Source organism: Sulfitobacter sp. M368, from assembly GCF_025141875.1.
GTDB lineage: Bacteria > Pseudomonadota > Alphaproteobacteria > Rhodobacterales > Rhodobacteraceae > Sulfitobacter > Sulfitobacter mediterraneus_A.
Window position 1 is genome coordinate 1 of record NZ_CP081113.1, and the last position, 13,213, is coordinate 13,213.

General features: G+C 57.5%; 10 protein-coding genes. 5 read left to right on the plus strand and 5 right to left on the minus strand.

Annotated features, from left to right (window positions below; translation table 11 throughout):
- From dnaA to gyrB, 4 genes are all read left to right on the plus strand, one after another.
- A complete protein-coding gene (gene dnaA / locus K3754_RS00005; protein ID WP_259939624.1) occupies positions 1-1,362 on the plus strand; it encodes a chromosomal replication initiator protein DnaA in 1,362 nt (453 codons plus the stop codon).
- A 141-nt stretch (positions 1,363-1,503) separates the two neighbouring features.
- Positions 1,504-2,622 (plus strand): DNA polymerase III subunit beta, encoded by a 1,119-nt coding sequence (gene dnaN, locus K3754_RS00010; protein ID WP_203209623.1) that lies wholly within the window; start codon positions 1,504-1,506, stop codon positions 2,620-2,622.
- A gap of 59 nt (positions 2,623-2,681) precedes the next feature.
- Positions 2,682-3,779 (plus strand): DNA replication/repair protein RecF, encoded by a 1,098-nt coding sequence (gene recF / locus K3754_RS00015; RefSeq protein WP_259939639.1) that lies wholly within the window; start codon positions 2,682-2,684, stop codon positions 3,777-3,779.
- 93 nt (positions 3,780-3,872) lie between these two features.
- Entirely contained in the window at positions 3,873-6,287 is a 2,415-nt protein-coding gene (gene gyrB / locus K3754_RS00020; RefSeq protein ID WP_259939642.1) for a DNA topoisomerase (ATP-hydrolyzing) subunit B, read from the plus strand.
- 42 nt (positions 6,288-6,329) lie between these two features.
- On the opposite strand, the gene K3754_RS00025 is transcribed toward gyrB, so the two are convergent.
- From K3754_RS00025 to K3754_RS00045, 5 genes are all read right to left on the minus strand, one after another.
- Positions 6,330-6,893, minus strand: coding sequence for a membrane integrity-associated transporter subunit PqiC (locus K3754_RS00025; RefSeq protein WP_203209620.1), 564 nt, complete (start codon positions 6,891-6,893; stop codon positions 6,330-6,332).
- A gap of 1 nt (position 6,894) precedes the next feature.
- Complete coding sequence (locus K3754_RS00030; RefSeq protein ID WP_259939646.1) at positions 6,895-8,979, minus strand: intermembrane transport protein PqiB; 2,085 nt, start codon at positions 8,977-8,979, stop codon at positions 6,895-6,897.
- Complete coding sequence (locus K3754_RS00035; RefSeq protein ID WP_259939649.1) at positions 8,972-9,646, minus strand: paraquat-inducible protein A; 675 nt, start codon at positions 9,644-9,646, stop codon at positions 8,972-8,974. Before K3754_RS00035 ends, K3754_RS00030 begins: the two co-directional genes overlap by 8 nt.
- Positions 9,604-10,251 carry a paraquat-inducible protein A gene (locus tag K3754_RS00040; RefSeq protein ID WP_259939652.1) on the minus strand — a complete coding sequence of 216 codons (648 nt, stop codon included), beginning with the start codon at positions 10,249-10,251 and terminating at the stop codon, positions 9,604-9,606. Before K3754_RS00040 ends, K3754_RS00035 begins: the two co-directional genes overlap by 43 nt.
- A gap of 112 nt (positions 10,252-10,363) precedes the next feature.
- Entirely contained in the window at positions 10,364-11,467 is a 1,104-nt protein-coding gene (locus tag K3754_RS00045; RefSeq protein WP_259939655.1) for a CaiB/BaiF CoA-transferase family protein, read from the minus strand.
- A 124-nt stretch (positions 11,468-11,591) separates the two neighbouring features.
- Between K3754_RS00045 and K3754_RS00050 the strand changes: the two genes are divergently transcribed.
- Positions 11,592-13,208, plus strand: a complete 1,617-nt coding sequence (locus tag K3754_RS00050; RefSeq protein ID WP_259939659.1) for an FMN-binding glutamate synthase family protein — start codon at positions 11,592-11,594, stop codon at positions 13,206-13,208.
- Positions 13,209-13,213 lie beyond the last annotated feature (5 nt).

The window sequence follows — 13,213 nt, forward strand, 5'->3', positions numbered from 1 at the left end:
ATGACGCAGGACCAATGGGGCGCAATTAGGCAGCGACTTCTCAAAACTGTAGGGCAGAACAATTTTACAACCTGGATTGAGCCACTTGTTCCGGGTCCGGTGTCGGAAGGGATTGCAACCCTGCATGTGCCGACCAACTTTTTTGGAAACTACGTCAGCCAGAATTTCGCCGATCTGATCCTGCATGAGATCAACGCTGAAGGTGTTGAGGCATCGCGCCTGAACTTCGCCCTGGCAGCCCAATCCGGTTCGACCGCAGCCAAACCCGTCATGCCCCCTAAAAAAACCGCCGCGCCGCAGGCCGCTGCAAACTCAAATGTCTTGAACACCGCCCCGCTTGACCCGCGTTTCAGCTTTGACAATTTTGTTGTCGGCAAACCCAACGAACTGGCCCATGCCGCCGCCCGCCGCGTTGCCGAAGGTGGCCCTGTCACTTTTAACCCGCTGTTTTTGTATGGTGGTGTTGGCCTTGGTAAAACACACCTGATGCACGCCATCGCGCTTGAGTTGCAGCAGCGCAAACCGCAGATGAATGTGCTTTATCTGTCTGCCGAACAATTCATGTACAGGTTTGTTCAGGCCTTGCGTGATCGCAAGATGATGGACTTCAAAGAGATTTTTCGTTCCGTCGATGTGTTGATGGTGGACGATGTGCAATTCATCGCCGGCAAAGACAGCACGCAAGAAGAATTCTTTCACACGTTCAACGCGCTGGTGGACCAAAACAAACAGATCATTATTTCCGCCGATCGCGCCCCCGGCGAGATCAAGGATCTTGAGGACCGTGTTAAATCCCGCCTGCAATGCGGTCTGGTGGTGGATCTGCATCCCACCGATTACGAATTGCGCCTTGGCATCCTGCAAAGCAAAGTCGAGGTTCAGCGCCGCAACTATCCCGGCCTTGAGGTTGATGATGGCGTGCTGGAGTTCCTCGCGCACCGGATCAGTTCAAACGTGCGGGTTCTTGAGGGTGCACTGACACGGCTTTTCGCCTTTGCCTCACTGGTCGGGCGTGAGATCAACATGGAACTGACGCAGGACTGCCTTGCCGATGTTCTGCGCGATTCAGAGCGCAAGATCACCGTCGAAGAGATCCAGCGCAAAGTCAGCGATCACTACAACATCCGTCTGAGCGATATGATCGGCCCGAAACGCCTGCGCAGCTATGCCCGGCCCCGTCAGGTGGCGATGTATTTGTGCAAACAGATGACCAGCCGCAGCCTGCCCGAGATTGGCCGCCGCTTTGGCGGGCGCGACCATACCACCGTGATGCATGGGGTGCGCCGGATTGAAGAGTTGAAACAATCAGATGGCCAGATTGCCGAAGATCTGGAAATGCTGCGCCGCGCCCTTGAGGCGTGATCCACAAACCATGCGTGCGTGACCAAATGACAGGGGCCTTCGGGCCCCTCTTGCATTCCCTCCGCGAAACCAACAAAAGTCTTGTGAAAGCGGGGGAACAAGGTAGTTTGCCTATCCCGGCAGTCCTCAGGGAGAAGGCACATGAAATTCAGCATCGAACGCGCCGCGTTGCTCAAGGCAGTCAGCCAGGCACAATCTGTTGTTGAGCGGCGCAATACCATTCCGATCCTCGCCAATGTGCTGATTGAGGCAGAAGGCAGCGACGTGTCCTTCCGCGCCACCGATCTGGATATCGAAGTTGTCGACAAGGTTGGCGCACAGGTTGAACGTGCCGGAGCGACGACCGTGTCCGCAACGCTGCTGCATGAAATTGTGCGTAAGCTGCCCGATGGCGCCTTGATCAATCTGACGGCTGACAGTGCCGCTGGCCGCCTCACGGTTGAGGCTGGCCGCTCCAACTTTAGCCTTGCCACCTTGCCGCGTGAAGATTTCCCGGTGATGGCCTCTTCTGAATATGCCTCGAACTTCAGTGCGCCGGCGCCGGTGCTGCGCCGCCTGTTCGACAAATCCAAATTTGCGATCTCTACCGAAGAAACGCGGTACTATCTCAATGGTGTCTACATGCACACGGCAGATTCCGCAGGTGGCAAGGTGCTGCGCTGTGTGGCGACCGATGGTCACCGGCTTGCCCGGATTGACGCAAATCTGCCCGAAGGCGCGGCCGAGATGCCCGGCGTGATTGTGCCGCGGAAAACCGTGGGTGAGCTGCGCAAACTGCTGGATGATGATGATTTGCAGGTCGCCGTGTCAGTTTCGGAAACCAAGGTCCGCTTTGCCACGCCAGAGATTACCCTGACATCCAAGGTCATTGACGGCACATTCCCCGATTACACCCGCGTCATCCCACAGGGCAACACCCGCAAGATGGAGGTTGACGCCAGCGATTTTGCGCAGGCGGTCGATCGTGTTGCCACTGTAAGCTCCGAACGGTCCCGCGCGGTAAAGTTGCAACTGGACGAAGACCGTCTGATCCTGTCGGTCAACGCCCCAGACAGTGGCGCGGCCGAAGAAGAGCTGGCAGTGGCTTACGGCGATGAACGGCTTGAGATCGGATTTAACGCCAAGTATCTGTTGGAAATCGCCAGCCAGGTGGACCGCGAAAATGCGGTGTTCCTGTTCAACTCTTCCGGCGATCCAACATTGATGCGCGAAGGCAATGACGAATCCGCTGTCTATGTCGTCATGCCGATGCGTGTGTGAGGCCCGCGGAAACTATCAGAGTTCCCGGCCGTTTTCTTTGAAAGAAAATGGGGCCGCCGATGGGTAAGTTATACCTCTCCCAGCTCACGCTGTCCCATTTCCGCTCGCACAAGCGGGCGGTGGTGGATTGTGACGCACGTCCTGTCGCGATCTTTGGCCCCAATGGTGCGGGCAAAACCAACCTGATCGAAGCGGTGTCTTTGCTGTCTCCGGGGCGCGGTTTGCGCCGGGCCAGCGCCGAGGACATGACACGCAGGCCCGAAGCATTGGGGTGGAAGCTGACCGCGATACTGCATTCGCTGGATCAGGTTCATGAGATCGAAGTCTGGTCCGAAGGTGGCAATGCCCGTCAGGTGCGTATTGACGGCAAGGCCGCACCGCAAACAGCGCTGGGGCGGATCGCCCGCGTGCTTTGGCTGATCCCCGCGATGGACCGGTTGTGGATTGAGGGCGCGGAAGGTCGAAGGCGGTTCTTGGACCGCATGACGCTAAGTTTCCTGCCCGACCACGCAGAACACGCGCTGACTTATGAAAAAGCCATGCGCGAACGGAACAGATTGCTCAAGGATATGGTGCGGGAGCCGTCATGGTACGCCGCGCTTGAACTTCGAATGGCCGAAGCGGGCGCGGCAATTCACGCAGGTCGCCTTCAGGCGCTTCAGGCCATTGCCGAGGCGCAAGACCAGGCACAAACCGCCTTTCCGGTGGCCACCCTGTCATTGGAATGTGACATGCCCGCAGAGGCGGAAGAGTTGCAGGCCGCACTTGCGGACAATCGCACCCGCGATCTGGCGGCGGGACGCACATTGATCGGACCGCACCGCGCCGATCTGTTCGGGGTTTACGCAGCCAAGGGCACTCCAGCCAAGGATTGTTCAACGGGGGAACAAAAGGCGTTGCTGGTCTCGCTGATCCTGGCCAATGCCCGGGCCTTGGCGGAAGGCTTTGGCGCGCCGCCGTTGCTCTTGCTGGATGAGGTCGCTGCACATCTGGATGCGGACCGGCAAGCCGCCCTTTACGACGAGATTTGCGGGCTTGGCGCGCAGGCGTGGATGACCGGAACCGGGGCGGAAATGTTCACCGCTCTGGGGGATCGCGCGCAGGTTCTGGAAGTCACAGAAGAGGCCGGAGAAAGCCGCGTGACCGCAGCCCGCTGACACCTTCCATCATGGCACAAAATCTTGTGCCATTTGCGTGACAACCCTCTGCAAAACCACTATAAATCGGACAAAAGAAGAAGGTTTTTCCACATGTCCGAGAATGAGCAGACGCCACAGGAATATGGCGCCGATTCCATCAAAGTTCTCAAAGGCTTAGAAGCGGTCCGTAAACGCCCCGGCATGTACATCGGTGACACCGATGATGGCTCTGGCTTGCATCATATGGTCTACGAGGTCGTGGACAACGGAATTGACGAGGCATTGGCCGGTCATGCGGACGCCGTGACAGTCACAATTCACGAAGATCTCTCTGTTTCGGTCAGCGACAACGGGCGGGGCATTCCGGTGGGCATCCACGAGGAAGAAGGCGTTTCCGCCGCCGAAGTGATCATGACCCAGCTGCACGCGGGCGGTAAATTCGACAGCAATTCCTACAAGGTCTCCGGCGGTCTGCACGGTGTTGGCGTTTCGGTTGTGAATGCCCTCTCAGACTGGCTTGAGCTGCGCATCTGGCGCGAGGGCAAAGAGCATGTCGCCCGTTTCGAGGGTGGCTTTACCACCAAGCATCTGGAGGTTGTCGGCGACACCGATCGCACCGGCACCGAAGTGCGGTTCATGGCCTCAACAGATACGTTTTCGAACCTCGAATATTCGTTTGAGACATTGGAAAAACGCCTGCGCGAGCTGGCGTTCCTGAACTCAGGTGTGCGGATCATTCTAACCGACGAGCGCCCGGCAGAGCCGTTGCGATCCGAACTCTTTTATGAGGGCGGCGTCAAAGAATTTGTTAAATATCTCGACCGGCACAAAACCTCTGTAATGCCGGAACCTATTTTTATTGTTGGCGAAAGGGACGATATCGGCGTCGAGGTCGCAATGTGGTGGAACGACAGCTATCACGAGAATGTTCTTCCTTTCACAAACAACATCCCACAGCGCGATGGCGGCACCCATATGGCCGGTTTTCGCGGGGCGCTGACACGCACAATCAACAGCTATGCCCAGTCTTCTGGCATCGCAAAGAAGGAAAAGATCAACTTTACCGGTGATGACGCTCGCGAGGGTCTGACCTGTGTCTTGTCGGTCAAAGTGCCTGATCCAAAATTCAGCTCGCAAACCAAGGACAAGCTGGTGTCGTCTGAAGTCCGGCCAGCGGTTGAAGGACTGGTGAACGAAAAGCTGTCTGAGTGGTTCGAAGAAAACCCCAACGAAGCACGGATCGTGGTCAGCAAGATCGTCGAAGCGGCCCATGCCCGTGAGGCTGCGCGAAAGGCCCGCGACCTGACCCGCCGCAAGACCGCGATGGATGTGAATTTCCTTGCTGGCAAACTCAAGGACTGCTCCGAAAAAGACCCTTCCAAGACCGAAGTCTTCCTTGTGGAGGGTGATTCTGCGGGAGGGTCTGCGCAAACCGGACGTGACCGCCAGACCCAAGCGATCCTGCCCCTCAAAGGTAAGATCCTGAACGTGGAACGGGCGCGATTTGACCGGATGCTGGGCTCGCAAGAGATCGGCAATCTGGTGATGGCACTTGGCACCGGCATTGGGCGGGACGAGTTCAACATAGACAAACTGCGCTATCATAAGATCGTCATCATGACGGACGCGGATGTTGACGGGGCGCACATTCGGACGCTGCTTTTGACGTTCTTTTATCGCCAGATGCCACAGTTGATCGAAAACGGGCATCTCTACATCGCACAGCCGCCACTTTACAAAGTGTCACGCGGCAAATCCGAGGTATACCTCAAGGATCAGGCCGCGATGGATGATTACCTGATCCAGCAGGGCATTGAGGGCGCTTTGCTGCGCCAAGGCAATGGCGAAGAAATCTCTGGCGCCGATCTGGCGCGGGTTGTCGATATGGCCCGCCAGTTGCGCCGCGTGCTTGAGGCCTTCCCGACCCATTACCCCCGCCATATTCTGGAACAGGCGGCCATTGCCGGTGCCTTTGTTCCCGGCGCGGTGGACAACAACTTGCAAGGCGTGGCCGACAAGATCGCAACCCGTCTGAATCTGATCGCGCTCGAATATGAACGCGGCTGGCAGGGCCGGATCACTCAGGATCACGGTGTGCGACTGGCCCGCATTCTGCGCGGTGTCGAAGAAGTGCGCACGCTGGATGGCAAGATGCTCCGCTCTGGCGAGGCGCGGCGCTCTGGCTCCTTTACGCAGCATTTGCAGGACGTCTATGATCTTCCTGCGACCTTGGTCCGCAAAGACCGCAGCCAGCTCATCCATGGCCCGCTTGATCTGCTGAGCGCGATCCTGGCCGAAGGGGAAAAGGGCCTGTCTTTGCAGCGCTACAAGGGATTGGGTGAAATGAACCCTGATCAGCTGTGGGAAACCACGCTAGATCCGGATGCCCGTACCTTGCTGCAGGTCAAAGTCGAAGACATGGCCGAGGCCGACGATTTGTTTACCAAGCTGATGGGCGATGTCGTCGAACCACGCCGCGAGTTTATCCAGAAAAACGCGCTGAATGTGGAAAACCTGGACTTCTAGGTTTCTTGGCCGGTCGCGCAGCAATACGCTGTGCGGCCTTTTTTACTTCAGCCCGTTGATCGCAATGTAACGCGACAAATCCAAGATCAGCTGCCCCCGTGCCCGTGCAATCGCATTGGGGCCTCCTTTGGGATCAAACGTTACGCTCAGATCAAACAAGCCCGACCGTTCCCGCCCACCGTCACGAACCGCCACGAAATATTGGCCTGTGGTGCGAAACACCCCGTCGCTTGTCGCAACAAGATCGGAAAACCGCAGTTCCAGCCGTGCGGATGGAAAGGCTTCAAACGGCCAAGGTTCTGAGGCGATGGCCCTGCCGGTCATCTGGGCGAGGTTCCGGCTCAGCTCAAGTGCGACGGCCCGCTCCGGCGCATCGGCCCAGAGGATATCCGATGAACTTTTGAGAGTGCCGTCCGCAGCTTGCAGATGGATCTCATCCGCCGCTGCATAACTGGGCAAAGACACATCGCGCACTTCCACGGATGAAAAGGCGATGCGGACTTTCTCGGTCACAGGGGGCGTGCTGACGGCAAAACGTTCTGCGCTGCCACAGGCGGCCAGCAGCAGCGTCAAACCCACAATCAAAGACCGGCGGTGAAATGTCATTCTATCGTCCCAGCAAAAGCGAATTGGGGTTACGTTCAATGGTCCGCGCCAAAGATGCAAGAGCGTCGGCGGCTTTCTGAATGTCACGCAGGGTATCTTGAGCGGAGCGGCTGATCTCTTCGCCCTTGTTGTACCCTTCAATTGTGCGGCTCGCCTGAGCAAACAGGCGGGTCAGGCGATCCACGATATTTGGCAGATCCTTGGCCGAAACCGCGATGTTGTCCGCTGCGTTACGGGCCGAAGCCAGCGTCTTGTTCACATTCTCGATCGCACCGCCCTCGCGCAATTCCTGCAAGGTGTAATTTACTTCATCCAACGCCCGTTTGAGCGATCCAGGCAATGCAACAGCAGCCTCCGTTCCGATCACAGCATCCGCGGATTTGGTCAGCGCGGTGAGTTCCTCCACCAGCTGGTTGAGTTCAAGCGTTTCGGCCTTGGCCGCGACGGCCTGGATTTGCTCCACCAATGCGGGCACCCCTTCGACCGAGGTCGTCACAGAATTTGCGGCGACGGTTGCGCCTTCTAACGCGGCAGAAAGACGTTCAGCGACCTGCTCGCGTTCCAATGTCGCCACCAGCGTTTCCACCCGTGTGAGCGTGGCGTTCAGGGCCACCGGGATGTTTTGCACATCATCCGAGGTCACAAGCCCCTGCAATTCGGCCAACAACAAGCGCAGATCTTGCGGCGTTTCGCGCAGGTCTTCGTCGGTGACCAAAGCCTCTGCCGAATTGAGGAACGAAATCGCACTGTTGAGCAATTCCTCGATCGGCAGATTGTTGATACGGGTGAACACCCCCTCGACGGTCGCGGCCGCGTCGGATGTTTCGCTAAAGGTTGTGGGCAGGACAGGCAATGCATCGCCATCGGCAACCAAACGGGCGGAGGGCGCATCTTCGACCATCACCAGCTCCACCTTGAGCCCGCCAGTCAGCAAACTGGCCGAAGCCAGCCGCGCACGCAGACCGTTGCTCACACGTTCCTGCAGAAACAGCAGCGCGTTTTCCGCATTCACATCGACCGGCAGACCAAGGCGGGCAGGTTGGATCGAAAGATTTACGTTCAAACGCACACGGCTGTCGCCAAACTGGTTGTAGTCAACAATACCGGACAGCGCCTCAACCTCGCCGATCTTGAGGCCGCTCAATTCAACTGGAGCACCGACCACGAGACCGGAGATATTGTCCTCAAAGATCACACTCAGCTTCAAGGGTGTAACCTCTGAAGCATTAAAGACCGAGTTTCGCGCTGTTTCCTTGTCCGGGAAAATCTCAAATACGGTGCCATCCTGAACACGGTCACCGCCCGACACAAAGGTATCAAAGGTGATTCCCCCGCCGACCAGCGTCGCGAGAGAGGAAAAATCAATCTCGGCGCCTGCAGGGCCAAGTGTCACGCTAAAGCCGGAAGCATCCCAAAATCGGGTCGATTGGTTGACGAGCGTCCGATGCTCTTCGAAAATCAACGCCTCGACCACGGCGTAGTTGTTGCGCGGATCAATCTTTGCACGGCCCACACGGCCCACTTCGATGCCTTTATATAGGATGGGCGCATTGTCCGTCAGTTGGCCGTTGGCCGTAGTTTTGAATGCAATTTCCAGACCCGACTGACCCGGACGGATCAGCGGTGCCTCAGATGCCCCTTGAAAGAGATTGGCATAACCGCCGACCTGATCGTCCCAGGATCCCTCGATGTATACACCGCTCAGAACCGTGCTGAGCCCGGTAATTCCTTGCGCGGTCACCTCGGGCTGGACAATCCAAAAGACCGCGCTGGCGTCAATGAAAGGCGCAACTTCCTTTTCCACACGAATTTGCGCGGTGACCTTGGACAGGGATGCGGTAAAGCCGACCTTTTCAACAATGCCAACCGTCACATCGCGAAACTTCAGCTCGGTTTCTCCGGCCTGAATGCCCGCGCCGTTCTCAAACTCGACCGTGATCAAGGGACCACGCTCGTTGTAGGATTGCCACGCAACCGTCAAGGCAACCAGCAACGCGAGGATCGGAATGATCCAGATCACCGATGCCCCGCTCAGGAACACCTTGCGGGCAGGCGATACAGACACATCTGGCAGGTCGTCATTCATGTATGTCTACGCCCCCATCACCGGCTGGTTTTTCTTTGGCTTGAACGTCCCAAATCAGGCGGGAATCGAAGGCCTGCGCGGACAGCATCGTGAAAATGACCGACAAAGCAAAGAACATAGCCGCAGTGCCGGGATTGATGGCGGCCAATGCCTTGAGTTGCACCAGAGACGACAAAATCGCAACCACAAAGATATCGATCATCGACCAACGGCCGATGTATTCCACCACCTCGTAAAGGAACTGCCGCGTGTTCTTTGACACCATCGACCTGTTCTTGACGCTGAGCGCGAGAAACGCCACCGCCCAGAACTTGCCCAAGGGGATAACCACCGAGGCAAAGATGATAATCGCGGCGATGCCATGGTTGCCGTGATGGGCAAGTTCAACCGCACCGCCGATGATTGTGCTTTCATCCACCTGAAACAGCGTTCTGGTTTGCAGCATCGGAAACAGATTTGCCGGCACGTAACAGATCAGACCCATCAGCCAATAGGCCCAGACCCTTTGCAGGCTCATCGGATCGCGTGACACCAGGGCATGACCGCAGCGCGCACAGGTTTGCGTGCCCAGCGGCCACGCCTTCGAACAGCGCGTGCAGGCGACGATACCCAGATCACGGGCGCTTACGATCTTTTTGGGTGTTCCAGAGAGTTCCATACAGACCATTTACACATAAAGCTGTCCTGCGCGATCACCAGAACAACAAGAATACCAAACATCCAGAACGCCGGGCCAAATCCCACATGGGCCAGATCCGCGACCTTAACCAATGCAACGGCGCAGCCAATTGCAAAAATCTCTGCCATCGACCACGGGCGCATGGCCTCTGACAACCGAAATGCGCGGATGGCGTGGCGGGCCGGAGGTCGGTCCAGCACCACGGGCACTAGAACATAGAGCGTCAGCAACACGCGGAACAGCGGGAACAGAATAATCAACGCCGCCGTCGCCAATGACAGTATGATCATCGGCCCACCCGAGAAAGCCAATGCCGCATCCAGGATTGAAACCGCATTTTTGTTGCCCGCCGCGTCGATGGTCAGAAATGGAAATATCGCCGCGCCGATAATCAGGAACAAAACAGACAAAGCCACTGCAATGATATGAAGGCCCGCATTTCTGCGCGGCGCGATCAGAACCTTGTGACAGCGCTGACATTTCGCCCGCTCACCATGCTGTGGCCGGACAAGTTGAAAAACCGCATCGCACTGCGGGCAGACAATGACCTTGTCCAAATCGATCCGGCTGTCTGTAGGCGCGTTGTCTTTCATAGGGGCAGAGTACCCGATCCTGCATAGGGGCGATACGGGAATGTGGTAACTTTGCACGGCGGATCAAGTGACGCGGAAATGGGTCACTACAGGTTCAGACCCGATTTAGTCTCTAGGTCAGCGTCTCGATCTCTTCATCAGAAAACCCCAGCGCTTGCAGAACCTCCACTGTTTCGCCGCCCACGGCATTGGGCGCAACGATTGGCCTTGGCTGACTCCGCGAAAACCGGGGTGCAGGGGCAGATTGCACTGTTCCGCCCACATTGATCAGCGACTGCCGCAGCGCCATATGCGGGTGGTCGGGCGCTTCGGAAAATTCAAGAACCGGCGCGACACAGGCATCTGATCCTTCGAAAATTTCTGCCCATTCATCACGGTTTTTGGTGGCAAAAATATCCGCAAATCGGGCGCTCATGTCCGGCCATGTTTCACGGTCGTTTTGCGAGGTCCGCAGATCCTCGGGCAGGTTCAGTTTGTCCAACAGGATTGCATAAAATTGTGGCTCTAACGCGCCCACAGAGACATATTTTCCATCTGCACAGGTATAGCACCGATAGAAATGCGCGCCGCCATCCAGCCAGTTTGCGCCACGGTGCTGAGTCCAGAATCCCTCGGCCAGCATTCCGTGGATCAGCCCCATCATCGCGGGCACACCATCCACCATCGCCGCATCCACCACCTGACCTTTGCCAGATACGCCGCGTTCGATCACCGCGGACAGGATGCCAAAGATCAAGAACATCGTTCCGCCCCCGTAGTCCGCGACCATATTCAATGGCGGCACCGGCGCTGAATCTGCTGCCCCCATCGCATGAAGCGCCCCTGTTAGAGACAGATAATTGATGTCATGGCCTGCTTTATGCGCCCAAGGCCCATCCTGACCCCAGCCGGTCATCCGCGCGTAGATCAACGCCTTGGGGCAGCTGTCCGGACCAAGGCCCAACCGCTCCATCACGCCGGGGCGGAACCCTTCGATCAAAACATCGCTTGCGGCAATCAACCGCCGCGCTGCATCAAGACCCGCATCGGATTTGAGGTTCAGCACAACAGACTTCTTGCCGCGCCGGTTTACATCCGTTGGGTCAGCGGGCGCTGCGGCACGATCCACAGTGATCACCTCGGCCCCCATATCCGCCAACAATTGGCCTGCCAAAGGCGCAGGGCCAAGGCCGGAAAACTCAACAACCTTCAACGATGCAAGTGGACCTTGAGACATTTTGCGCTCCCGTGATGGCAATTGACCGCCAACAAATGCAAGCACCGCGCAAATAGCAAGTGCTTGCGTCAGCGATCAAACCCGTCACACTACGGCCATCGCATTCACCTAGTCGGAGACTTTGATGCCAAACCTCAAAAACATGACCCGCTTTGTTCCGTTTGTCGCGGTTGTCCTGTTGGGATTGCTCTGTCTGGTTCTGGTTTTTGCATGGTCTGTCTGGTTTCTGCTGCCGCTGGCCGTTTTGACCGTGCTGAGCCTCATGGGCATCTATGATGTTCTCCAGCCCAGCCATTCGATCCTGCGCAATTATCCTGTTCTGGGTCACATGCGCTTCTTCTTTGAGGGGATCAGGCCGGAGATCCGGCAATATCTGATCGAATCCGACCAAGACGAAGAACCCTTCAGCCGCGATGACCGGTCGCTGGTCTATCAACGGGCAAAGGGGCAGGAGGACGCGCGGCCTTTTGGGACGCGAAAACGGGTGTATGAGGCGGGATATTCTTGGGTCACCCATTCGGTGCAGCCGGTCCATATCACCAATCCCGATTTTCGGACGGTGATTGGCGGGCCGGAGTGCAAGCAGCCCTATTCCGCCTCGCTGTATAATATCTCCGCGATGAGCTTTGGCTCGCTCTCCGCCAATGCCATTCAGGCGTTGAACACCGGGGCAAAGATGGGCGGCTTTGCCCATGATACCGGTGAAGGATCGGTCAGCCGTTATCACAAGGCGGGCGGCGGTGATCTGATTTATCAGGTGGCGTCGGGGTATTTCGGATGCCGGGCCGAAGATGGCAATTTTGATCCTGAAAAGTTCCGGGAAACCGCATCACTGGACCAGATCAAGATGATTGAGCTGAAGCTCAGCCAGGGGGCAAAGCCCGGACATGGCGGGCTGTTGCCTGCGTCCAAGATCAGCCCCGAGATTGCCGAGGCACGCGGGGTTCCGATGGGCAAGGACTGCGTGTCGCCTGCCGCGCATCCGGCGTTCTCTACCCCCATCGAAATGATAGAATTTATCGGCACGTTGCGGGATTTGTCAGGCGGCAAACCTGTTGGTTTCAAGCTCTGTATCGGCCACAGGCGCGAATTTATGTGCATGGTCAAAGCGATGCTAAAGACGGGCATCACACCCGATTTCATTGTGGTGGACGGGGCCGAGGGTGGCACGGGTGCCGCGCCGGTGGAGTTCTCCAACCATGTCGGTATGCCGATGATCGAGGGGCTTACCTTTGTGCACAACACGCTGCGCGGGGCGGGCCTGCGCGACGGGATCAAGATTGGCGCGGCCGGCAAAATCGTGCATGCCTATGACATTGCGCGCGCCCTGGCCTTGGGGGCGGATTGGTGCAATTCGGCCCGTGGTTTCATGTTCGCCATCGGCTGCATCCAAGCGCAGGCCTGCCATACCAACCATTGCCCTGTCGGCGTCGCAACGCAGGACAAATTGCGGCAAAGGGCGCTGGATGTTGGCCACAAAAGCCAGCGGGTGGAGCGTTTTCACCGCAACACGATGGAGGCCCTGGCCGAGATGACCGGCGCGGCGGGCTTGCATCATCCTGATGAGTTTTTGCCGCGACATCTGATGATGCGGCAAGGTGACAACAGCGTGGTCGAGGGCAACGAGGTTTATCACTATCTGCCCGTAGGGTATCTTTTGGACGACAAGGCCGAGGATTTGCAGGGCAACAAAACCCGCTGGGCCCGTGCCCGTGCAGAGAGTTTTGCGCCGGTGGATTGACCCGC

Coding starts and splice junctions, on each gene's coding strand:
- dnaA (WP_259939624.1), top strand. CDS start 1: ATGACGCAGGACCAATGGGGCGCAATTAGGCAGCGACTTCTCAAAACT.
- dnaN (WP_203209623.1), top strand. CDS start 1,504: ATGAAATTCAGCATCGAACGCGCCGCGTTGCTCAAGGCAGTCAGCCAG.
- recF (WP_259939639.1), top strand. CDS start 2,682: ATGGGTAAGTTATACCTCTCCCAGCTCACGCTGTCCCATTTCCGCTCG.
- gyrB (WP_259939642.1), top strand. CDS start 3,873: ATGTCCGAGAATGAGCAGACGCCACAGGAATATGGCGCCGATTCCATC.
- K3754_RS00025 (WP_203209620.1), bottom strand. CDS start 6,893: ATGACATTTCACCGCCGGTCTTTGATTGTGGGTTTGACGCTGCTGCTG.
- K3754_RS00030 (WP_259939646.1), bottom strand. CDS start 8,979: ATGAATGACGACCTGCCAGATGTGTCTGTATCGCCTGCCCGCAAGGTG.
- K3754_RS00035 (WP_259939649.1), bottom strand. CDS start 9,646: ATGGTCTGTATGGAACTCTCTGGAACACCCAAAAAGATCGTAAGCGCC.
- K3754_RS00040 (WP_259939652.1), bottom strand. CDS start 10,251: ATGAAAGACAACGCGCCTACAGACAGCCGGATCGATTTGGACAAGGTC.
- K3754_RS00045 (WP_259939655.1), bottom strand. CDS start 11,467: ATGTCTCAAGGTCCACTTGCATCGTTGAAGGTTGTTGAGTTTTCCGGC.
- K3754_RS00050 (WP_259939659.1), top strand. CDS start 11,592: ATGCCAAACCTCAAAAACATGACCCGCTTTGTTCCGTTTGTCGCGGTT.